Here is a 21,456-nt window from a genome sequence, read left to right as displayed (position 1 = left end):
CATTGTATGTGTATATGAGAGCAAATAATAAACCCAACTTTTAGGAGGAAATACCTATGAATAAACTAACAACTGCATTACTAGCTGGCAAGAAATACCGAGAGTTCTACGAGATTCGAGTAGATGAAGAAATCTACCAAATCGAGATCCGTCCATTGACCCATATTGAGAAAGCAGAGGTACAAGCAGTCGAAACCGCATCTATCAAAATGAATAGTAAGAACGTAGGTACATCAGACCGGATGTCATCGCAGGAGATGGAAATGAATACTGCAGATGTGATTCGGGACTCTGCTAAAGCAGAACTGAAGGCAGTCGCTCTCGGAACGGTTGACCCAGAATGGACAGAAGACATGATCGATCAGCTTTGGAAGGCGGAGTGGATCGAAGGGGCATACAACCGAATTTTAGAGATTTCAGGAGTAGCAAACAAAAAGAAACAAGAATCAACTTCTTCTACCCAAACCGAGCCACAAGAGCAGACTCCAAAAGTAGAGCAACAAGAATCGACTACGCAAACCGAACAAACAGAACAAAGCGAGCAAAACCTAAACTCCTTTCGCCAAGAGTAATGCGGCAAGGGAGTTTTATTTCTTCGTTCGTCATATCGGGATGAGACCTAGTGACTATGCGGACTTAACCCCCTTACAAAAGCAAGTCCTAGTACTGAATTGGAATGAAGAGCAAAAACAAGAAGAGTCTCGAATGAAGCGTCAAGCACGGACTCCTGTAGGGAGGCGGTGATGGAATGGCAAAAGAGTCTGTGCAAATCATCGTTGACGGGGTAGACCATGCTTCCTCTGTGTTTGCGAAAGTAGCTCGCGAGGCAGATCGTTCGTTTGGTGATGTCGTAAAAATGGTGGATAAGTTAGATCGCAAAATAGAGCAGTTACCGAGTCCGGAAATGCACACAGAAGAAGCGGTTCAAGATTTACAGAAGGTAGTACGATCTGTTCAACAAGTAGAATCGCATGTGAGACAACTACAGTACACGGTGGATGGTGTAGATCATAGTGTGGAAATCCGATTTGATGCCCAAACAGAGAAGGCGGAGAGCCAAGTCGAAGAATTGTCTCGAAAAGTAAGAGAAGCGTCCAGAGACCATTTCGTTTCTATTCATGCCAATGTGAGAAAAGCCATATCAGAAGTAAACAGACTGGGGCATAGCATTCGAGAAGTGGGAAGACGAGGCAGAGAAGTAGGAGAGGGAATGGTGGATTTTGCAGATAACACTACGCAAGGTCTTACCGCTCCTATCGGTCTCATCTCTGCATTGGCTTTCAAGGCTTCTGCAGACAGCTCTCATATGATGGCCATTCTAACAGCGAAATTAGGAGGTGTTCGAGGTCAGATCGAGCAGGTGGCTCCTATCGCAAAGCGAGTGTTCCGAGATGGACTCGGCAAAGACGTGGAAGAAGTGGCGATTGTAGCAGGTCATGCAAAGGCAAAGTTCCAGAAACTGAACGAGACACGATTGCAAGACGCTGTCTATCAAGCTCTTGCACTATCGAAGGCACTCGGAATCGATGCCGTTCAATCCATCGATCAAGCGAAGGAGATCATGGATAAGTTTAAGATCACAAGTAATCAAGCCTTTGATTTGATCGCCGCAGGATATACCACAGCAGACCTGAGTGGAAAGAACCTGAATAGTCGATTGCGTGAAACAAAAGGCAGAGCGGAAGAAGTAGCAAAAGCGATTCAAAATTCGCCCTGGGTACAACTTGCCTCAGACTGGCGGAAGCTACAGGAAGCCCTAGAGCCATTAGGCCATGTGTTGGTGAATCTATCTCAAAAGTATCTACCTGCTGTGATTGAGAAGGTTCAATCCTTCTCCGAGTGGTTTAGTAAATTGAGCGATAAACAACAGCTCTTCCTGATAGGTGCTATGGGAATACTAGCCGTTTTGCCGTTAGTTGTCATGGTGTTTGGTTCCTTAGTGATGGTTGTGTCAGCAGTAGCGGAAGTGTTTGCGTTTTTTGCTTCTACAGCAGGTCTTGTTGTATTGGGAGTCGGAGCAATCGCCGCAGGGCTTGTCTGGATGTACAACCGGTTCGAGTGGTTTAAGCAAGCTATTGACGGTATATGGTCAGCTACAGTAGAGATGTTCTCAACGTCAGCTTCCAAGTTTTCATCGTACTTCGAAACGATCCAAGCGAGTCTTGCACGTCTATGGCAAGCATCACAACCCATCATTAAACTGTTTGGCGAGACACTGGTTACAGCCTTAATAGCGATCCTGCCTGTCCTAAATGGGTTGTTTAGCGCACTCGGTCCACTAATCGATCTCATCATCAATGCACTATCAGCCGCCGCTAATATGATTTCAGGCTTGATCCTTCTACTTACGGGTGATTTTGATGGAGCTGTGACACATTTCGAAAATGCTCTACAAGATGTAGGAAGAGTGGTGGAAAACGTCTGCCTAGTCGTTGTCGAATTCTTCTCTGGAATGTGGGAGGGGACTGTAGCCATTCTTCAGCAGTTCGGAGTCGATCTAAATGTCTTCTTCGCCTCCATGGCGCAGGGGATGATGGATGCATGGAATGACTTCGGTGAAGGGTGGTCGACCTTTTGGAACTCCATTACACAAGGGGCTATGGACGCATGGAATGACTTCGGTGAATGGTGGTATAGCTTTTGGCTCTTCATTTCCGAGCCCATTATCCAGTTCTTTTCTAGCCTCTGGGAAGTGATCTCGCCGTATATTATGCCCGTTATAACGTTTATCCAACAGGCGTGGACAGCCTTAGTAACCTTCTTCTCGATTTTATTTGGAGAGACACTTCCAGTATTATTCCAAGTTGGATGGAATCTTATCTCATCCGTCATAAGCCCAATTGTTAGCACGATTGTGAACTGGATTCGGGCAAGCTGGTCTACATTAGTAGGCTTCCTAAACTCCATCTGGCTCTCTCTTGTGTCGGTCGCTTCGGCTGTTTGGTCAGGTGTTTCTTCTGCCATCCGTGTTGCCATATCTCCTATAGTGGGTTGGCTTTCGTCCATATGGAACAGTACTCGGTCTACAGCCTCAAGCGTGTGGAGTTCAACGAGTTCTCTTGCTTCTTCTATATGGTCGGGAACAGTATCAGGTATCCGATCCGTTGTTTCGCCCATAGTAGGTTGGCTCTCTTCCGCATGGAATAGCATCCGCTCGACCGCTTCAAGCGTGTGGGATGGAGTGAGGACAGCGATTATAAACCCGATCCAGAGTGCCTATGAGCGATTGAAATCGATCATAAGCAGTATTGTAAACGCCTTTGCGAGCATGAAGATATCGATTCCAAGACCAAGGATTCCTGACATTAAAGTTCATACCGCTCATGCCAACATTGGTGGAGTTTCTGTCCCGTATCCTGAATTTAAACTGGGCTGGTATGCAAAAGGTGGGCTGTTTGATGGAGCTAGTGTGATCGGGGTTGGTGAAGCAGGCCTAGAGGCAGTTGTTCCTCTTTCAGGACACCGAATGAAACCCTTTGCTGATACCATTGCAAAGCAAATGCCAGAGAGATCGACAGGACAAGGTGACATCATCATTAACATTGAGCAACTAGTCGTTCGAGAAGAAATAGATATCACAAAAATAGCCAAGGTACTCCGAGAAGAAATAGAACGACAAGAAACCATTCAAAATAGAGCAGGAGGGATGTCGTCATTTGGCTATTCGATTTAACAACCAAGACCTTCCACCATTTGTAGTAGTCAAAGACCTTCATCTCCCGATCTTGACAGGTGTGAAACAGACCACCTCCAAGGTGAAAGGACGGGCTGGTTCATGGGATTTTGGAAATGAGCTGGAGGATCGGGTAATCTCAGCAGACATTACCATCGAGGCAGATAGCCTTTCTGATTTGCTCCAGAAAGTGAGAGACTTCGGGGAGTGGCTCTATTACACAGAAGCAAAACCACTTCAACTAGTAGGCGATCCAGATGTCTATTATCTAGCCAAATTAACAGGAGATACCGATTTGAACCTATTGCTGAGTATCGGTCAATGTCGGATCTCCTTTATCTGTACAGACCCGTATGCCTATGGAAAAAAGAAAGAAGTCCTTTTCCAATCGGGACCTGTGGAGGTTGAGAATCAAGGTGGAGTGGATACCTCCCCGTTGATTGAAATGGAGTTCACAGCTCCTACAACCGAGTTTGCCATTATCAATAAAACACAAAGCCTATATTTCGGACAGCCTGTCCATATGGATTCCAGAGATGAAAATGTTCCTACACAAAGGCTCGTGATAGATGATGATGGGAGTTCTATCGCAAAATGGACGTCAGGAATTGCAATGGACGGTGGAATTGTAACAGGTAGCTTTTTGTCCGATGGAGAGCAAATCAAGGTTGCTGACTATGGGAAAGGTGAAGATTGGCATGGACCTGCAAAGATTAAGGTGTTTCCCCAGCCTCTTCAGGATTTTTCTGTAGAAGCCCGTGTGGGATTTACAGCACTCGTTATGGAGGGACATGAAGGACGTGTGGGAAGAATTGAAATTTACTTGCTGGATGTAAACAACAATCGGATCGGGAAGATGGCTCTCTGTAATTTTACGACCGCTATGAGCAAGCCTACCATGGAGGCGAGAGTTGGGACTCTAGATGATGGGCACTATTTTGTGAATCAGGACTTAGAGGGACTCTTCCTTTCACGCTTTTCAGGAAGAATCTCCATTTCCCGAATCGGTCAAATGTGGAATTTCAAGATCGCTAGAGGCGGCTTCATAACATCACAAGTATGGTCTAACCAGTATTTTGATGCCGAGTCCTTGTACCAGACTCAAGTAGCAGGAATCCAAATCCATGTTGGAGCCAGAGGAGAGAATGATCCGTACTCTTCTGCGTACTTTGACCTAGTTCGAGTGTTTGAAGAAAATGTAATCCAAGAAGAAACCCCAAATGTATTCGAAACAGGAGACCAGCTTTTAATTGATTGTGCAAGCGGAGGGATTCTAAAGAACGGCTTTCCTTTTTATAGCTCATTGAAGCCGTCAAGTCAGTTTCTTCGCTTAGAAAAAGGAAAGAATGTCATTACATGTTCCCCGTCTATTGTTCAAAACGGGAAAGTGAGGTTTCAAGAGAGGTGGCTCTAATCAACGACTACCTCTATGTGTTAGATCCATATTATCAAGCAGTCGGACTGTTGAGTAATCAGCTAGAGAACGCCTGTCCCTATTATGATGATGAGCATATCGAGAAGCTAAAGCATGGCTTTCTAACACTCGAATTCACTGTACCAGCAAAGCACCCTAAGTCCATTCTCCTACAGGAAAATGGGTTTATTTTATATCCGGACCTAGACGGAAAAATGGAACTGTTTCAGATCAAGGAGCTGATCGATACCAGCAAGGGTGATCTCTATTGTTTCTGTGAGAACGCAGCTGTTCCGGATCTACTTGCAAATATTGTGCGTCCTGTCGCTCTTCCGAGCCAGACGTTAGAGCAAGCAATGAACTACATCCTTCAAGGAACTGGATGGGAGCTAGGCACGATTGAGTACGTAGGTGTACAAGACTTTGTGTTTAAGGACTATCCGACCTCTCTAGCAGCGCTCCACAAAATTATGGATCAATATGAGGCAGAGATAGAGTTTCGTGCTGACTTTCAAGGGCTACGACTAACAAGAAAATATGTAAACGTCTATCGGAAAAGAGGACAAGCCACAGGGAGGATCTTCTCGTATGGTCGTGATCTGATTGATGTAAAGAGGACGAGGGATACCAAGGAGCTTATTACTGCTCTCATTGGACTTGGCAAAGGGGATAGTGGTGGCGATGGAAATATCCTCACATTTCAAGACTATACTCCTCCTACAAACTCAAAGTATGAAAAAGGTGAGGACTGGGTTGGGAGTGTCGAAGCCTTACAACGGTGGGGAAAAAACGGAAAGCATATCATGGGTGTGTACAAAGATGAATCGGCTACGAATCCAGCTGAACTCTATCAGAACACCGTAAAGGAACTGGAAAGAAGGAGTAGTCCAAAAGTAACCTATCAGATGAGTGTTCTCCTACTAGAAGGACTAGTGGGGCAACAATGCCGACTGGGGGATGAGATACTTGTTAAGGATTACAGCTTTACTCCAGAACTTGCGATCCGAGGCAGGATCACCGAGAAGAAGAGTAGTAAAACAAGTGTTGATCCACAACAGAATCAAGTGATCGTAGGGGATGTTTAATCCCTTCTACGCCGAGTCTCACAAAGAGTGGGATTTTTTTATTGTTCTACCACATGGGGGAGGTGATGAAATGGACAAAGAGAACGCTGGCATCTATATATCTGGCAAAGAGATGTATGAGTCAATACAGGCTATTGGAAGTACATCTCAACAAATTCTTACTCGCATAAGCGTTATGGAAGCTAAGTTGGAGGACTTTGGACAGACGGAAGAGCGAAGTCGTGTAGCGATTAAAAAGTCAGAGGAGGCTTATGACATAGCTTCCAAAATAGAAAGCCAGCAAGTATGGCTTTGGCGGATTGTGACAGGCTCGTTGGTTACAGGAGCTATTACAATACTGCTTTCGTTTATAAGAAAATCAATCTAATGGAGGATAAATATATGGATAACAATCGTTGGAAAAATAGTGGAATGTGGATCAGCCTAACAGGGTTGGTTTTTTTATTTTTGCAGACTATCGGGGTGTACATCAGTCCAGTAAATCAGGGGGCTATTACTACAGTTATCGATTCAATTGTTGGTTTGCTTGTGGTGCTTGGAATTCTAAGTAATCCCACCACTAAAAATCAAGGCTTTTTAGATGATGAGGGAGGTGCAAAGAATGACTAAATTAATCTGTCTGGACGCTGGCCACGGGGGTAAAGATTCAGGAGCTGTAGGTTATGGATTGAGAGAGGCGGATGTTGTATTAAAGCTGGCTGAGTTGGTGAATCAACACTTGGGGGCTTATTCATGTGTTACTACTATGACTCGAAACAAGAATACATCTGCAGGCTATCCGTCTGGTAGAGAAGGACTCCATAAGCGAATTGCCTACGCCAATGCAAAAAATGCAGACTTTTTCCTGTCTCTGCATTGTAATGCAGGAAAGGGATCTGGATTTGAGTCTTATGTAGCCCAACCTGCACCGACTCGTACCAAGCGAATACAAAAGATAATTAATGATAATGTGCTGGACTTCTTAAAGGGCTACGGAGTTAAGGCTCATGGGAATCCAGAGAAAGTTGATATTCAAGCGGCACGGGGTAGAATCGCTGTTGTTAGGGATACGAAGATGAGTGCAGTCCTTCTGGAATGTTTGTTTATCGATAATCCTACAGAGAATAAACTTTTGAAGGATAGCCAGTTTCTTGATGGGTTGGCTAAAGCGATTACCGCAGGTGTTGCATCATCTTTAGGGTTGGAAAAGAGATAGATTTGTAGAAGGGGGCGATGTTCACAAATTCTAGTGAACATCGCCCTTTTTTATTTATTCCAACGCAGTATAAAGTACCAATTTTGAGCAATATTTTTGATAACGTTCTTGAAATGTACTCTGTAATTATGTATGTACTCTAGCTGTAGATGAGTGGTACGGATAGTCCACATCTTTAGTAGTAGCGGTATGGAGCTGTGATAGAAGTGATTCTGCTTACCCCCATTAAACCAATAAATGGATAATATATGCACCTAAACTTGTTATATTTTAAGGTGGTTATTAAAAACGGTATATTATAAATCTTAAAAAATTTAATCTTTGCATTGACAGTTTTTCCTCTTGTATTATACTAGTCGTATATTTCGATTTAATCAGATGTTTCATTCAAACAAAAATAGTTTGATTTTTATAATTAATAAATCGAATGACCTTTGTTTAGGTGAAATCTTGATAAGCGAAATATAAATATATTGTTTAAGGGAGAGTACATCATGAAGAAAATAGTTTCTAGTTTAGTAGCCGTTTCTATGTTAGCAACAGCTGCGATACCAGTATTTGCTTCTGAATCTACACCTGTAAATCAAGCTCAGGTGAATAGTATGGGACAAATCTCTGAAGCTCTCAAGAGTAAAGTTGAACCGTATGTGAAGATTGAGAACAAGCAATTCAAACTAGTCAATGAAGATAAGCTCAGACAGAAAATTTCTAGCAATGATCTGGCGACTGTCAAGCAATCGATCAATCTAGCCAATGAAGGAATAAAGACAGTTCCTATGACAAGAGTAGAAGGTAATGCTATTGTCGCTCCAAGAGGTGGGATATCAGTTCTTTCGATAGAGGGGAAAACTGATTATGAGCTACACTGGTGGGGTTGGCAGGTTTGGCTTAGTCAATCGGTTGTCAGAGGAATAGCTGAGTTAGGCTGGGCAGGCGTTGGTGGTACTGCTGGTTTAATTTTTAAAAGTATCGGTGCTGCATTTGCGGCTGGTTTGATGGCAAAGGCTATCGAAAAATTTGGCGTAGGCAATCTTCCAGCACTTTACGTTGAAGGTACTTGGCTCAGTATTAAAGAGATGACTATTAAAAAACAAACCTAAATTCCTTTTTAGTAAGGATGATTTAATTGAAACGTAAATATGCTCTCCTAATTACAGTTGTATTGTGTATGTCATATCAGGCGTTATTCACGTTCAATGTGTTCAATATTTCAGATCCAGTACTCGAGTTCTGTATATCCCTTTTAGGCATAGGGGGAATCGTTGGTATTATGAATTATGTTGCAGGCAAGTATGAAAAAAAGTAGGAAATATCTTAATTATTAATAAGATATTGAGGTAAGAGGAGGGAGTAAGGTGTTTTAATCAACTTCTTACTCCCTCCTCTTACTGATTTTAGTACCATGCGGTCAGGATGGTTTTATTTGAAACGGAAACGGTATCTAGTCATTGGAGTCTTAGTAGCTATGTCGTTTGATGTAGTAATCGAATGGGAATTCGTTGTTTTCCCTCATCCTTGGATCAAACGCCTTGTTTCTTTGATAGGTTTGGTAGTGATCGTTGCCACAATAAATTACCTTTCGAATAAAAATAAGCAATAAAAGGAGTTTTTAATATGAACAGAAGAATGTTGGGAGCTCTATTAGGCTTTGGTGCGTTAGCGTTTGTATTTTCTTTTAGTGGTGGTGGGATCTTGAGCATTGCGGATACATTTGGCGTTAGTCTCGCGAAGGCCGGTACGATCTTATCGTACGTTGAGGTCGCTGCGACTTGGCCTACGGTAACCGCTATTATTGCTGGGATCGTAGGAGCAGGGTGGGGGGCAGCTGCAGTAGCGATTGTCGTTCAGATGGCCAAAAGACAGCTTGTTAAATACGGACGACATGCTGCTTTAGTTTATTAATTGTTACTAGGGAGGTTATCGGATTTATGTCCGGTGACCTCTTCCATTAATTAGATAAAGGAGATTGATTAAATGGAAAGTGCATATGCAATTAAAAAAGAGCCTTCTGAATTGAAATTGATAGATTTATTATTTAATCCAATCATCTTTTTTTCAAAAATAAAAGATAAACCCAGATTGTTCATGCCATTTTTCTTTGTGTCGTTTGCTTTTATCCTAATGTCTTTCATACTAACTCCTTATATGTTAGGTGCGTTTAAGGATCAACTGCCAAACGTAGACCTTCGATCGAATGATATGAAGAATTTTTTTTATATTACAACATTTTTGTTTGCATTGTTTCAGACAGTTATTTCACTATGTATAGGTGCTTTAATTACACATGGTATATCTATCTTGATGAATGGAACTGGGGAAATGAGGGCAGCGGCCTCTGTGTACTTCTATTCTCAAGTTCCCATGGCTGTAAAAGCACTTATTATAGTGATTGTAAGTTTGACTATGGGAGAAAGATTTCAGACGTTGTTTGAAGCTATTTTTGTGAAATATAAACTGTATGCAACAATGTGTGACCCGTTTTTCGTATGGAGTAGTTTTTTACTTTATATTGGAATTAGACAAGCCCATCGTATACCGTGGTGGAAATCTTTGATTATTGTGTTGATACTCGCTACTGGAAAGCTGATGTTTGTGTAGTGGAGGAGAGATGAGCTATGGTTACAAGTCACTATATCAAAATTTTCTTTTTAATATTTCTCACTGACTTAAGACGACTGTATAATCGTTTCTATTGGGTATTTTACAGATACTCTCATAACCATGAGCTTAACTTCATTACTAAGAGAAGGTTAAATGTGTGTTTAGTTGGTATAGTCGTTTCGATCATATCCATTATTACTTGCATGATTTATTTTCCTATGAAAGCATTTTTGACAGATGGGATATCACCTGATATTTTGAGTTGGATTCGTTATATACTTCTTATCCATATTTTACTGGGCTTTATCGGATGTATAAACAGATATGAGCGTGCGATTCAACCAGAGGATTATGAAATAATCATTGGTAGCCCAGTCCCTGCTTTTCTTTTTGTGGTAAATCGCTTTGTATTACAGAATCTACTGAGCGTACTAAGCTTGTTTTTGTTTCTATTTTTACCACTTTGTATTTCCGCAGCTTTTGCAAGTAAAGTGAGTTGGTGTTCCCTAATTGTTTTCCCCATAGTAGGCATGCTGTACATTTTATTTTATTCATCAATTTGTGGTGTGGTTGGCTATATAGGTTACTACATCATGCATCGTTGGAAATGGACCCAGATCAGTATTTTTTCTAACTCCGTATTCTTTACTATTTTTGGGTTCCTAGCAAGCTTTCCTCTGATGTCTTGGGTTCTGGATCGTACATCGCTGAGCGAAGCTAGAGTGGTTCTCCTAATCAGAGGAATTGCAGAAAGTAACTGGGTTCCTACTAACTTGTTTATAGAAGCGATTCGTACCTTTATCGCAGGCAAGCCTTTTTTTCTAATGGTGTTTGTTCTATGCATAGTGGTGTCGTTTATTACATTTCTTGTATTTTGTAGGCTAAATCGATTTATTTCCGTTAAGCCAATGCTTCAAATAAGAATGAAAAGGGAAAATAGATACCGTTATTTGCATAGCTTGTACCTTCGTTTGTTAAACTCTCTGCCAAACGAGTATCGATTTATACTCGATAAAGATATCAAAAGTTTAACTCGTATTAGTGAAATGTTTCGATATCGGATTATAAAAATCTTATATCTATTTTCTTTAACATCAGGATTATTCATCGGACTAGGGATGAATGGGGTCCAGAATTTTGTAAGTGATACAAGTTTACTTATCACTTTTGTCATTTTATCAAGTATATTAAGTTCTTTAATAGGCACTGGTTTACTAGGAGTCACTTCGATTGACTCGGAAAGCACGAATATCAACTTGTTCCTGCAAAGAGGTTTTGATCCCAAGAAGTTGATTATTTCTAAGGTTTTATTGCAAGTGATAGTTCTACTCTTTTCCAGTACCTTCTTTTTATTAGTCATTTCCCTAGCTCTTTCACTTCCAATGTATGCCATATCTATTGGCTTAAGTATAAATATGATTGTATCTATTGTTTATGGAGCTATTCAGGTCCAGGTAACAGCTGTTTACCCTAGATTTGATTGGGAACATTATTCAGAGATTGGTAGATCACCTCGTTCGGTTACGTTAGAAAATGTACTAACAGGTGTCTATTTTATTTTCATTTTGCAAGGAATTGGTGCGCTTATAACTCTACATTATTTTAACGATATCTCTGCTTTTATGATGTTCTCATGGTCCATAATATGGTGTCTATTAGTCGGAGTATTACTACTAGGTTATATGTATATTTTCCTTGAAAGAAAAGGGACGAGGCATTGGGAGGGATATCGATGAATTTACTTACTGTAAATCAAGTTGGTAAGTCGTATGAAGAGTATAGAGTATTAGATGGAATGTCACTCTCCATTAAAGAGGGAGAAATATATGGGTTGCTAGGGCCAAATGGGGCTGGAAAGTCAACTTTGCTCAAAATTATCTCAGGCTTATTAAGTTTTGACCAAGGAGAGGTTAAGATTGAGGAGACCTCCCTATTAGCTCAACCATTGGAGTACAAAAAATTAATAGGATATGTACCTGATCATCCATTCTTGTACAACTATTTAACAGCTAGAGAATATCTAGCTTTTATTTCAGGATTATGGGGAATTAACGAGAAAGGTTTGATCGAAGGAGTTTTGTCTACTGTCAGATTAGCAGAGAGAGGAGACACTCTCATTACTACTTATTCTCACGGGATGAAACAAAAGCTTTCTATAGCAGCTGCTCTATTAACAAAGCCACGTATTTTAATATTAGATGAACCGTTAACCGGCTTCGATCCGCCAAGCGCAAAATTCATGAAAGATTTTCTAAGGGAGTATGTGAAAGCAGGGAACTCAGTGCTTGTAACCACACATATCTTAGAAGTAGCCCAACATTTCTGTGATCGTGTAGGTATCATAGGAGAGGGGAAATTAGTTCAGGAACTCGACCAATTAGGGGCATTCGATAGCTTTGAGGATTTGGTTATTTCGGTAATGGAGGAGTCAGCATGAAAGCGTTTCTCCTTCGAAATCGTACAGTGATTATTATTTCCGGTATTCTTTACTTTGTTAGTTTTTTGATTGGTCTATTTTATCCGGGAGTAATACCTATATTGCAAGAGGATCATCGACCATTAGGATTCTTAAAATTAGTCCAATATAATATTAGTGCTATCTGCATGATTTCGTTGGGATTTTTCACACTAGGAATTGTTTCAAGTATTCTACTGACCGTAAATGGACTGATATTTGGTTTTGCAATATCGTCAGCTGTGACCAAAGGCATTTCTGTGTGGGATATATGTTTAGCATCCATTCCACACGGAATTTTTGAGATACCTTCCTTACTACTGGCTGGAGCTATTGGATTCAAAAGTGCGGAATGGATGATCACTAAAGTATTTACCTCCCCAAAAAGTAAAGTTGGTTCTGATTGTCTTGTATTATTCGGTGGAGCGATCTTTCTTATGTTAATTGCTGGTCTTATAGAAGGATTTATAACACCTAGACTATGAATCAGATGGAGTGTGGGGAGAGTTAACTATATGAGTAGAAAAAACATAAGGATCATGTATTCCATAATCTTAACTGTTGCATTACCGTTATTTGTGCTTGGTATTAATAGTCCTTATATTCATGAAACGTTTGGAAAGATAATAGTTGTTGTATCAGGAGTATTTTCATTTTCAGCGGTGTTGAAACTTTTCGAAAGTGATAGATAGAGCATGATTTTATCCAATAGGGTGCTGTTGAAAAGAACCTCTATTTTATATAGACGAAGAAAAGGGCTTCGGTTTTTTTACCGTTAGCCCTTTTAGTTAGTCGCGAAAACTAAGTCAAAATTAAAGCTCAAAAAGATGTTAAGACCCGTTCAAATCGATCATCGGTGATACTGTATTCTTACCTGAAGCGAAAGTACGTGTTACTGGCGTACTTGTTGTAGCTAAAGCAAAAACACCTACAACTATAATCAAAGACGAGGTTACGAAAACTCTAAGCGATTTCGTCATAGTGATCAATCCCCTTTTAAAATCGTAGAATTCTGTAATTTAAAAGCTTGGCCTGCGCAATATTGGAACTGCTCTAGATTGACAGGTTCCCAACATTTAGCCAGTTGAGTCCATGCTTGTATCTCAAGCTCGATGTAATGGTATCGATGGGCAATTACCTGTGCCTGTTCATAGTATTTAACAGCACTAGAATGATTACCTAAGCCGATTTCAATATCACCAGATAACAATAGTGCAACAAATAGATTAGGTGCATCATTTTGCGTGATAGATAGTTCTCTGGCTGTAGTAGCAAATGGTTCTGCTTTATCCCACATTTCTTCCTTTAGGTACAGGGTGCCGATACGTAGATTAACAGAGATTAGAGTTCTGGTTTCGATCATGCTATGTTCAAATTCAAGTGCTTTCTTAAAACGAACTTCTGCTTCGCTAAATTTACCAAGTGATGCGAGACAGTCACCTATCCAAAGCCAGAACTCCATAAACATACTAAATGACTCACTCATTCCAGCTAACTCAAGTCCCTTTTGGGCAAATCGCAAAGCTTCTTTTGAATCTCCATATTCCTTCGCATATTCTGCCTTTAACCAATAGTATTTTAGAATGGTAGTGGAGTCTTTTATAAGGTCTAGGAAGGTCTCCAGCTGGTTTAAAGCTAAAATACCTTCTGGATAGAGGTTCAGCTTGCTGCAAAGTATCGACTGATTTAATAGTAAGCTATGAAAATTATGTTGTCTATCACCTCCAGAAACAAAAGCAGAGATCCCTTTCTTTGTTAGGTCGAGTGCCTCGGCCAGCTCATTATTATGATGTTTGCTGTATGCAAGCTCTAGATAACATGCTGCTTCAATGTTATCTTCCTTATTGGTAGCATCAACTAACAAATCAATGGCATGGCGAAAAAACTTTTCTGCTTGATCCCATTGTTTCTTGCTCTTCATACACCTACCGTTGAAATAGTAATACTTAGGGGCAAGATAGTGAAAATCATATATTTCAATTTGCTCTAGTTCATGTAGAGCTTTCTCTGTCTGACCAAGTCTTAAAAACGCTTCCGTTGACTGTAATTGAAAGTCAATTAGGTAGATACTAGCTCTTTCTCGTTCTAAGATCGTTGGGATGTCTTCTGCTGACACACCAAGCTTATCAAAAAGGTGGACTGCTGTTTCCGATTTATGATTCCCTTTACTACGCTCTAAATTACTGATAGTGGATGTTGATGCCTGCAGATCTCCTAAATCAATTAATCGCAAACCCTTTTCGTTTCGTAATTTGCGGATTAGCATACCAATTTCTTTTAGATTAGATTGTATAAGCTTATCTAACTTAGGATCTATTCTATATATCTTCAAGACATGAGCTCCCTTCAAATTGAATTTTTAAAATACTATATAAATAATATAAAATATCACGCATAATAATTCAATAATTATGTATAAATAAAAATTTAATAATGAAGCCAACTTACAATCCCATAAACCAACGACTTTACATCATTAAATAGGTATATATTTGTCGCATTTTGTTGAAAACATGGACTCGTAGTTAACATTTTAATTTCTGAAAATAAAATATTTATGATATGAGCTGTAATCTACAATGTTTGATTAAGATTTTCCTCTAAATCGCGCTATATTTTTTGTCGAACGCTTGTCGCGCCAACTATTTATAGAACTATAGACGATTAATTATTCTTTTTAGTATTATCTAACTAGATTGAAACTTATGCTTTCGTGTATATCAATTATCCCAAGCAGACATTTGTATGGGGCACTCATTGATGCTGACATAAGTGATTTTCAAATTAATCAAAAATACATAATCCATAGGTTTGCTACAACTTAATAGGTATAAAAAATTGCATCTTATGATTGAATATCTACTCTAATCAAAAGGAAATGATGACATGGTGGAATTAGAAGTGACAGGTTCTAAGTTAGACATTGAATTATTTTTGTACGAGCTATATCGCAGCTCTAGTGTGAGGATATTAGAACAGAAGATAGGGATAAAGATTGAAGGGGACATAATTAAGCATTATGCAAAATGTACTATCCGTTATCTTCCAATGAGAAGAATGAATCTGCTTCAAATTATAGATATCTTTAGAGTGATTAAGGAAGAAAGCGAAGCTTATGAGTTTTGGAAGAGGCTAAGGGAAGCACATTTGTAAAGCAAGATGAAGAGAAGAAGGGGGGTGTTAGAGATGTAAGTATCAGAATCTAACTATCTAAGAAGTTCTGCATAGTTTTTTTGTGTACTTAAATTATGAGAAGTAAAGGAGCACAATTGTTATGAGAAAAATACTTTTATCAGCAATATTGGCAACATCAATAATAGGTGCAAGTTCACAAGCCCTAGCATCGGAATTCGAAGCTTCTAATGTTCAACAAAATAAACTTGGTGAAGTTGTTCAGTACAACTTAAAGATTGACAGATCGAAAGCCAAGATAATTGCATATGCATTTCGTAATGGAGGAAAATACCTAGATGGAGTGCTAGAAAAGTTATCATCAAAAGCAGGAAAAGTCGTCAGAAGTAACTCAGATGAAATAGCGGACTTCTTTGAAAAAGCAGATGTGCTAGGAGAAAAGGAAATTACTTCTTTCTTTATAAAACTCGGTCTTCCTTATGTAGATGCTTTGACTTTGGTTAAACTTATCGGGTCTGTAGCATAGCACGATACGTAAAGCCTTTACATGGCTGGAAGATAGTAGTACAGGTATGCCGTATAAATCAGCTCAACGTAGTATTAAAGAGATAAAGCATGCTATGACCACAATAACCACGGTTATTGTGGTCATAGTTTCGGGTATATAGTATAAAGGTGGAATGATCACACGAATCAGGGGGAGCTTATGTATCCAAGCTGGAGTGAGTTATCTCGTTTTGTACCAGTGGTTTTGCTATGGGGTGGTATCATGGACCCGCTCTTTATGGAATTTGTTGTAGGCAAGGATTATTTTAACTTATTTATGATCTTGCAGTGGGCTTGGGTAGTTGTTTTTGGTGTATGGAGTATCAAGCTATTGCAAAAACATCACAACGATAGGAAGTATGTTAGAGATGTTTTTGGCATGACTATCGTAGCCATCTGTTTTTATACTCTCATTTTAAGCTATGAAACTCACTTTTCTTTTCCATCCGTAATACCGTATCTAATTCCAGTTGTACTAGCTCTCATATTCGTTGCTCCTGTTAAATTGTTAAAATATATAGGTAAATCTAAGTAACCAGAAATGAAAAACAAGGGTGCTGTGAAAAAACAGTACCCTTGTTTTTTTAAGTAGTGGCCTGACCAATTTGACCACATTTTATGCTAATCTGCTCAATCGCTTGATACATAAGGTATATATGATGTTTTCTTGACCACATTTGTGGGACGTTTTATTGCTTGACCACATTTTTTTGCTAACATGTCCATTTGACCACACGTTTTAGCCCTATTTGACCACATTTTGACCACGTACTACTTATAAATAGAATGAACTAGATCGAACAGTAGGTACAATAACCCCTTGATTTACCAGATTAAAATAAACTGATTCATACTAGAATTACCTAGATGTAACTGTTACACTAAACTTTGTGTTATGTAATAATGAACTTGTTGCACTACTTGTTTACTTATAATAAACATGATTGAAGGTCATACCATGCAAATTGGCAAGAAAATCAAAAATCTACGATTGAAAAAGGGGCTGACTCAGGAGGAGTTAGGGGAGCGGACGGACTTGTCTAAGGGTTATATCTCCCAATTAGAGCGTGATTTGAGCTCGCCTTCGATTGAAACTTTTTTTGCGATCTTGGAAGTTTTAGGCTGTACACCGAAAGAATTTTTTGATGAGGATGGGCAAGAGCAGAAAGTCGTTTATACATCGGATGATTGGACAAACTTCATTGACGAAGAGAGAGGATATCAGATTCAATGGTTGGTCCCAGAATCCAATGAGAAGGAAATGGAGCCGATCTTACTTCGTCTTGCAGAGATAGGAGAGTTTAAAGAATTCGAGCCTTCTTTAGCGGAGACGTTTGCCTTTGTGATTAGAGGGCAGATCATGGTCCAAGTTGGTAAAAGGCAGTATATTGCCAAAGAGGGAGAGGCGATCTACTATACTGCATCAGACGAACATCAGATTATCAATCACCATAAAGGTGAATCGGAAGTTATTTTGGTTGCTACAGAGTCGTACTTGTAATAGGCAACCTATTTGGGGAGGTCACAATGGCTGATCAGACTATTATTCGTTTTGAAAATGTTACGAAGCAATATGATCAAGATCCTGCTGTATTAAATGATGTCAGTTTTTCCATTGAACGAGGGAGATTTTACACCCTACTAGGACCTTCTGGCTGTGGAAAGACAACCATTTTACGTTTGATTGCGGGGTTTACAGAACCAACTAAAGGTAAGATTTACTTTCATGGAAAAGTGATTAATGATGTGCCTGCAAATAAAAGGCAAGTGAATACGGTATTTCAGGACTATGCGTTATTTCCGCATCTAAATGTATTTGAAAATGTAGCTTTTGGTTTGCGTATTAAGGGATGTAAAAATGATGAGATCAATCGCAAAGTGCTAGAGGCTCTTCGATTTGTGAATTTGGTTGGGTACGAAAATCGTGAGATTAAAGAGATGTCAGGCGGACAGAGACAACGTGTGGCGATTGCACGTGCGATTGTGAATGAACCAGAGGTCATTTTGCTGGATGAACCCCTGTCAGCGTTGGATTTAAAATTACGTACGGAGATGCAATATGAGCTTCGAGAGTTACAACGCCGTCTCGGGATTACGTTTGTCTTTGTAACGCATGATCAAGAAGAGGCACTAGCGATGTCGGATGAGATTTTCGTTTTAAACGAAGGAAATATTCAACAAAGTGGAACGCCTACAGATATCTATGATGAGCCCATTAACCGCTTTGTCGCTGATTTTATTGGTGAGTCGAATATTGTGCCAGGCGTGATGAAGGAAGATTACCTAGTTCAATGTGCTGGCAAAAACTTCGATTGTGTAGATGGTGGATTTAATTCAAATGAGCAAGTGGAGATTGTGATTCGCCCTGAAGATTTACAAATCACTTCACCTGATCAAGGAAAGCTTCGCATTAAAGTTGATTCCCAGTTGTTCCGTGGGGTTCATTATGAAATCTGTGGCTATGACCAAGATGGAAATGAGTGGTTAGTTCATAGCACGAAGAAGGCGAAAGTTGGGGAAGAGATCGGTTTGTATTTTGATTCAGAAGCCATTCATGTAATGCGCTTAGGTGAGACTGAAGAAGAGTTTGATAAGCGTCTCGAAGCGTATAGTGAGGCAAATCATGCAGATTAGAACAAGAAACCTTTACCTCATTCCGTATCTCACGTGGATTTTATTGTTTGTGGTTGCCCCCATCTTGCTGATTGTATATTACTCTTTTTTTAATGTAGATGGACATTTTACGCTTGGGAATTATCAAAAATTCTTTACTCCTGTCTATTTAAAGATGACATTAAGCTCTTTTTGGTATGCGTTGTTGATTACGGGTATTTCGTTACTAATTGCTTATCCTACTGCTTATTGGCTAACAAAGACAAAACATAAACAACTGTGGCTACTTCTCATTATTTTGCCTTCGTGGATCAATCTATTGTTGAAGGCATACGCTTTTTTAGGGATTTTTGGAACATATGGTCCTACGAATAAATTACTAGAGAGCTTAGGAATTGGTACACAACAGATCTTATTTACGGATTTTAGTTTCTTATTTGTTTCAGTCTATATTTTTATTCCGTTTATGATTTTGCCGATTTACAATGCATTGGAAGAGATGAATCATAGCCTGTTGGATGCGGCAAATGACTTAGGAGCTTCACAGTGGACTACTTTTCGCCGAATCATTTTTCCGTTAACGCTAGATGGAGTGAAGTCAGGGTGCCAAGCTGTATTTATCCCTGCTCTCTCTTTGTTTATGATTACTCGATTGGTAGCGGGGAACAGAGTCATCACACTGGGCACAGCTATTGAGCAACATTTCCTCGTCACTCAAGATTGGGGAATGGGAGCGACGATTGCGGTGTTCCTGATTATTGCGATGGCTTTCATTATGATGTTGACGAGAAAACGGAAGTGAGGTGGCAAATATGAAGAAAAAGAATGGCTTGGGCCCTAAATTATACTTAGCAATTGTGTTTGTCATCCTCTATGCTCCGATTTTCTATCTAATGGTGTACTCCTTTAGCAGTGGAGAGAAGATGTACAACTTTGAAGGTTTTACTTTGAAACATTATAAAGAAGTCTTGCAAGACACAAGGCTTTTAATCATTGTTCTTAACACGCTCGTAATTGCGTTGCTATCAGCTGCTCTTTCGACAATACTTGGAATATGTGGTGCTTTAGCTATCTATTACGTACGGAATTTACGGACACAAAACGCTCTCCTTACCTTGAATAACGTATTAATTGTTAGTTCGGATGTGGTGATTGGGGCGTCATTCTTAATCCTCTTTACCATTGTAGGAGTGAAGTTAGGGTTTATATCGGTTCTGCTTTCTCATATTGCATTTAGCGTCCCGATCGTTGTGCTAATGGTTTTGCCAAAGTTAAATGAAATGAGTCCTACGTTGATTGATGCGGCTCGGGATTTAGGGGCGAGCCGCTGGGATATATTGAGCAAAGTGATATTGCCGTTTATTACGCCGGGGATTTTTGCTGGATTTTTCATGGCGTTAACCTATTCGTTGGATGATTTTGCGGTTACGTTCTTTGTTACCGGAAATGGTTTCTCCACCTTGTCTGTGGAGATCTATTCTAGAGCGAGACAAGGGATTTCACTCTCGATTAATGCGCTATCGACTCTTATTTTCTTTGCAACCATGATCATGGTGATTGGATACTATTTCATCGCGAAGCGTAACCAACGTGGTGCAGGAATGGGGGTTGGGAAATGAAGAGATTGACACGTGCTTTTTCTGTTATTTTCTTGATAGCCTTCGGTCTTATGTATTTAACCTACTATCTCAATCAAGCAGAGGGTTACGGTGGGAAGAATACGTTAACAGTTTACAATTGGGGCGATTATATCGATGAAGAGCTCCTTGAAAAATTTGAGGAAGAAACCGGGATTAAAGTAATTTATCAAACGTTTGATTCCAATGAAGCCATGATGACAAAGATCGAGCAAGGCGGTACTACATTTGATGTGGCGGTACCTTCTGAATATGCGATTGCCAAAATGAAAGAAGAAAATTTGCTATTGCCAATCGATCATAAGAAGCTCCCTAATTTGAAACACATCGACCCTCACTTTTTGGATCTTCCATTTGATCCGCAAAATAAATACTCGATTCCGTACTTTTGGGGAACGGTGGGCATTGTTTATAACAAAAAGATGCTAAAGGATAAAGAGATTAAGGGCTGGAATGATCTATGGAATCCAGACTTTAAGAATCAAATTTTACTAGCGGATGGTGCTAGGGAAGTGATGGGCTTCTCGTTGAATAGCCTTCGCTACTCACTAAATGATACGAACGAGTCACACCTGCAAGAGGCAAAAGCCAAGCTTGATAAGCTTACGCCTAACATTAAAGCCATTGTGGGTGATGAGATTAAGATGTTGCTTGTGAACGAAGAAGCAGCACTTGGTGTTGTTTGGTCAGGAGATGCTTCGGAGATTATGGGGGAAAATGAAGATCTCGAATACGTGGTGCCTGAAGAAGGCTCCAATCTCTGGTTCGATAATATGGTGATCCCTAAAACTGCTAAAAATGTAGAGGGTGCTCACAAGTTCATTAACTTCATGCTCGATCCTGAAAACGCAGCAAAGAATACAGAGTATGTCGGCTATTCGACCCCGAATGCCGAAGCTTTAAAGTTGCTTTCTGAAGAAATTTCACAAGATGTGCGCTTCTATCCTCCACCAGAATTAACAAAGAAGCTAGAGGTATATAAAAACCTTGGGAAGAAGATGTTGTCCCACTATAATGAGTTGTTCCTAGAATTTAAGATGCATCGAAAGTAGAAAAAACAATCCCCTCCCATGTGAGACGGGGATTGTTTTTTTATTTCCACGTT

The 21,456-nt window shown here is 39.9% G+C and carries 23 protein-coding genes; 22 read left to right on the top strand and 1 reads right to left on the bottom strand.

The window, feature by feature from the left end; all coding sequences use genetic code 11:
* Positions 1–56 precede the first annotated feature (56 nt).
* From J2Z48_RS13055 to J2Z48_RS12990, 14 genes are all read left to right on the top strand, one after another.
* Positions 57–572 carry a hypothetical protein gene (locus J2Z48_RS13055; RefSeq protein WP_307254188.1) on the top strand — a complete coding sequence of 172 codons (516 nt, stop codon included), beginning with the start codon at positions 57–59 and terminating at the stop codon, positions 570–572.
* 176 nt (positions 573–748) lie between these two features.
* Positions 749–3,673, top strand: coding sequence for a hypothetical protein (locus tag J2Z48_RS13050; protein ID WP_307254186.1), 2,925 nt, complete (start codon positions 749–751; stop codon positions 3,671–3,673).
* Positions 3,657–5,087, top strand: a complete 1,431-nt coding sequence (locus J2Z48_RS13045; protein WP_307254184.1) for a distal tail protein Dit — start codon at positions 3,657–3,659, stop codon at positions 5,085–5,087. The genes J2Z48_RS13050 and J2Z48_RS13045 overlap by 17 nt, the downstream gene beginning before the upstream one ends.
* Positions 5,078–6,172: a phage tail spike protein gene (locus J2Z48_RS13040; RefSeq protein ID WP_307254182.1), complete on the top strand. Its 1,095-nt coding sequence runs from the start codon at positions 5,078–5,080 to the stop codon at positions 6,170–6,172. The genes J2Z48_RS13045 and J2Z48_RS13040 overlap by 10 nt, the downstream gene beginning before the upstream one ends.
* Before the next feature lie 70 nt (positions 6,173–6,242).
* Entirely contained in the window at positions 6,243–6,539 is a 297-nt protein-coding gene (locus J2Z48_RS13035; RefSeq protein WP_307254180.1) for a hemolysin XhlA family protein, read from the top strand.
* A gap of 14 nt (positions 6,540–6,553) precedes the next feature.
* On the top strand, positions 6,554–6,781 hold the full coding sequence (locus J2Z48_RS13030) for a phage holin (RefSeq protein WP_307254178.1): 228 nt from the start codon (positions 6,554–6,556) through the stop codon (positions 6,779–6,781).
* Positions 6,774–7,367: an N-acetylmuramoyl-L-alanine amidase gene (locus J2Z48_RS13025; RefSeq protein ID WP_307254175.1), complete on the top strand. Its 594-nt coding sequence runs from the start codon at positions 6,774–6,776 to the stop codon at positions 7,365–7,367. The genes J2Z48_RS13030 and J2Z48_RS13025 overlap by 8 nt, the downstream gene beginning before the upstream one ends.
* 494 nt (positions 7,368–7,861) lie before the next feature.
* On the top strand, positions 7,862–8,467 hold the full coding sequence (locus tag J2Z48_RS13020) for a hypothetical protein (protein ID WP_307254173.1): 606 nt from the start codon (positions 7,862–7,864) through the stop codon (positions 8,465–8,467).
* Between the two features lie 323 nt (positions 8,468–8,790).
* Complete coding sequence (locus tag J2Z48_RS13015; protein ID WP_307254172.1) at positions 8,791–8,967, top strand: hypothetical protein; 177 nt, start codon at positions 8,791–8,793, stop codon at positions 8,965–8,967.
* Positions 8,968–8,981: 14 nt separating this feature from the next.
* Positions 8,982–9,269 carry an uberolysin/carnocyclin family circular bacteriocin gene (locus tag J2Z48_RS13010; protein ID WP_307254170.1) on the top strand — a complete coding sequence of 96 codons (288 nt, stop codon included), beginning with the start codon at positions 8,982–8,984 and terminating at the stop codon, positions 9,267–9,269.
* A gap of 72 nt (positions 9,270–9,341) precedes the next feature.
* Positions 9,342–9,965, top strand: coding sequence for a YIP1 family protein (locus J2Z48_RS13005; protein ID WP_307254169.1), 624 nt, complete (start codon positions 9,342–9,344; stop codon positions 9,963–9,965).
* Between the two features lie 221 nt (positions 9,966–10,186).
* Positions 10,187–11,704 carry a hypothetical protein gene (locus J2Z48_RS13000; RefSeq protein ID WP_307254166.1) on the top strand — a complete coding sequence of 506 codons (1,518 nt, stop codon included), beginning with the start codon at positions 10,187–10,189 and terminating at the stop codon, positions 11,702–11,704.
* A complete protein-coding gene (locus tag J2Z48_RS12995; protein WP_307254164.1) occupies positions 11,701–12,405 on the top strand; it encodes an ABC transporter ATP-binding protein in 705 nt (234 codons plus the stop codon). The genes J2Z48_RS13000 and J2Z48_RS12995 overlap by 4 nt, the downstream gene beginning before the upstream one ends.
* Positions 12,402–12,908 (top strand): stage II sporulation protein M, encoded by a 507-nt coding sequence (locus J2Z48_RS12990; protein ID WP_307254163.1) that lies wholly within the window; start codon positions 12,402–12,404, stop codon positions 12,906–12,908. Before J2Z48_RS12995 ends, J2Z48_RS12990 begins: the two co-directional genes overlap by 4 nt.
* 500 nt (positions 12,909–13,408) lie before the next feature.
* On the opposite strand, the gene J2Z48_RS12985 is transcribed toward J2Z48_RS12990, so the two are convergent.
* Positions 13,409–14,755: a helix-turn-helix transcriptional regulator gene (locus J2Z48_RS12985; RefSeq protein WP_307254161.1), complete on the bottom strand. Its 1,347-nt coding sequence runs from the start codon at positions 14,753–14,755 to the stop codon at positions 13,409–13,411.
* Between the two features lie 554 nt (positions 14,756–15,309).
* Here J2Z48_RS12985 and J2Z48_RS12980 point away from each other — a divergent pair.
* The 8 genes from J2Z48_RS12980 to J2Z48_RS12945 all read left to right on the top strand — a co-directional run bounded on the left by J2Z48_RS12980 (position 15,310) and on the right by J2Z48_RS12945 (position 21,403).
* Positions 15,310–15,576 carry a hypothetical protein gene (locus tag J2Z48_RS12980; RefSeq protein ID WP_307254159.1) on the top strand — a complete coding sequence of 89 codons (267 nt, stop codon included), beginning with the start codon at positions 15,310–15,312 and terminating at the stop codon, positions 15,574–15,576.
* Between the two features lie 121 nt (positions 15,577–15,697).
* Positions 15,698–16,081: a YqxI family protein gene (locus J2Z48_RS12975; protein ID WP_307254157.1), complete on the top strand. Its 384-nt coding sequence runs from the start codon at positions 15,698–15,700 to the stop codon at positions 16,079–16,081.
* 180 nt (positions 16,082–16,261) lie between these two features.
* Entirely contained in the window at positions 16,262–16,636 is a 375-nt protein-coding gene (locus J2Z48_RS12970; RefSeq protein WP_307254155.1) for a hypothetical protein, read from the top strand.
* Positions 16,637–17,059: 423 nt separating this feature from the next.
* Positions 17,060–17,602: a helix-turn-helix domain-containing protein gene (locus tag J2Z48_RS12965; RefSeq protein ID WP_307254154.1), complete on the top strand. Its 543-nt coding sequence runs from the start codon at positions 17,060–17,062 to the stop codon at positions 17,600–17,602.
* A gap of 26 nt (positions 17,603–17,628) precedes the next feature.
* A complete protein-coding gene (locus J2Z48_RS12960; protein ID WP_307254152.1) occupies positions 17,629–18,735 on the top strand; it encodes an ABC transporter ATP-binding protein in 1,107 nt (368 codons plus the stop codon).
* Complete coding sequence (locus J2Z48_RS12955) at positions 18,725–19,516, top strand: ABC transporter permease (protein ID WP_307254148.1); 792 nt, start codon at positions 18,725–18,727, stop codon at positions 19,514–19,516. The genes J2Z48_RS12960 and J2Z48_RS12955 overlap by 11 nt, the downstream gene beginning before the upstream one ends.
* Before the next feature lie 10 nt (positions 19,517–19,526).
* Positions 19,527–20,333, top strand: coding sequence for an ABC transporter permease (locus J2Z48_RS12950; protein WP_307254144.1), 807 nt, complete (start codon positions 19,527–19,529; stop codon positions 20,331–20,333).
* Positions 20,330–21,403, top strand: coding sequence for an ABC transporter substrate-binding protein (locus J2Z48_RS12945; protein WP_307254143.1), 1,074 nt, complete (start codon positions 20,330–20,332; stop codon positions 21,401–21,403). The genes J2Z48_RS12950 and J2Z48_RS12945 overlap by 4 nt, the downstream gene beginning before the upstream one ends.
* The last annotated feature ends 53 nt before the right edge of the window (positions 21,404–21,456 follow it).

Origin of the sequence: Croceifilum oryzae (genome assembly GCF_030814315.1) — a bacterium.
Lineage (GTDB): Bacteria > Bacillota > Bacilli > Thermoactinomycetales > Thermoactinomycetaceae > Baia > Baia oryzae.
Note: the sequence above shows the minus strand (reverse complement) of the source record. Positions and strands in the feature narration are given on the sequence as shown.

What these genes read in the sequence shown, in the direction of transcription:
- J2Z48_RS13055 (WP_307254188.1), top strand. Translation starts at nt 57, where the DNA reads ATGAATAAACTAACAACTGCATTACTAGCTGGCAAGAAATACCGAGAG.
- J2Z48_RS13050 (WP_307254186.1), top strand. Translation starts at nt 749, where the DNA reads ATGGCAAAAGAGTCTGTGCAAATCATCGTTGACGGGGTAGACCATGCT.
- J2Z48_RS13035 (WP_307254180.1), top strand. Translation starts at nt 6,243, where the DNA reads ATGGACAAAGAGAACGCTGGCATCTATATATCTGGCAAAGAGATGTAT.
- J2Z48_RS13030 (WP_307254178.1), top strand. Translation starts at nt 6,554, where the DNA reads ATGGATAACAATCGTTGGAAAAATAGTGGAATGTGGATCAGCCTAACA.
- J2Z48_RS13025 (WP_307254175.1), top strand. Translation starts at nt 6,774, where the DNA reads ATGACTAAATTAATCTGTCTGGACGCTGGCCACGGGGGTAAAGATTCA.
- J2Z48_RS13020 (WP_307254173.1), top strand. Translation starts at nt 7,862, where the DNA reads ATGAAGAAAATAGTTTCTAGTTTAGTAGCCGTTTCTATGTTAGCAACA.
- J2Z48_RS13010 (WP_307254170.1), top strand. Translation starts at nt 8,982, where the DNA reads ATGAACAGAAGAATGTTGGGAGCTCTATTAGGCTTTGGTGCGTTAGCG.
- J2Z48_RS13005 (WP_307254169.1), top strand. Translation starts at nt 9,342, where the DNA reads ATGGAAAGTGCATATGCAATTAAAAAAGAGCCTTCTGAATTGAAATTG.
- J2Z48_RS13000 (WP_307254166.1), top strand. Translation starts at nt 10,187, where the DNA reads ATGAAAGCATTTTTGACAGATGGGATATCACCTGATATTTTGAGTTGG.
- J2Z48_RS12995 (WP_307254164.1), top strand. Translation starts at nt 11,701, where the DNA reads ATGAATTTACTTACTGTAAATCAAGTTGGTAAGTCGTATGAAGAGTAT.
- J2Z48_RS12990 (WP_307254163.1), top strand. Translation starts at nt 12,402, where the DNA reads ATGAAAGCGTTTCTCCTTCGAAATCGTACAGTGATTATTATTTCCGGT.
- J2Z48_RS12980 (WP_307254159.1), top strand. Translation starts at nt 15,310, where the DNA reads ATGGTGGAATTAGAAGTGACAGGTTCTAAGTTAGACATTGAATTATTT.
- J2Z48_RS12975 (WP_307254157.1), top strand. Translation starts at nt 15,698, where the DNA reads ATGAGAAAAATACTTTTATCAGCAATATTGGCAACATCAATAATAGGT.
- J2Z48_RS12970 (WP_307254155.1), top strand. Translation starts at nt 16,262, where the DNA reads ATGTATCCAAGCTGGAGTGAGTTATCTCGTTTTGTACCAGTGGTTTTG.
- J2Z48_RS12965 (WP_307254154.1), top strand. Translation starts at nt 17,060, where the DNA reads ATGCAAATTGGCAAGAAAATCAAAAATCTACGATTGAAAAAGGGGCTG.
- J2Z48_RS12960 (WP_307254152.1), top strand. Translation starts at nt 17,629, where the DNA reads ATGGCTGATCAGACTATTATTCGTTTTGAAAATGTTACGAAGCAATAT.
- J2Z48_RS12955 (WP_307254148.1), top strand. Translation starts at nt 18,725, where the DNA reads ATGCAGATTAGAACAAGAAACCTTTACCTCATTCCGTATCTCACGTGG.
- J2Z48_RS12950 (WP_307254144.1), top strand. Translation starts at nt 19,527, where the DNA reads ATGAAGAAAAAGAATGGCTTGGGCCCTAAATTATACTTAGCAATTGTG.
- J2Z48_RS12945 (WP_307254143.1), top strand. Translation starts at nt 20,330, where the DNA reads ATGAAGAGATTGACACGTGCTTTTTCTGTTATTTTCTTGATAGCCTTC.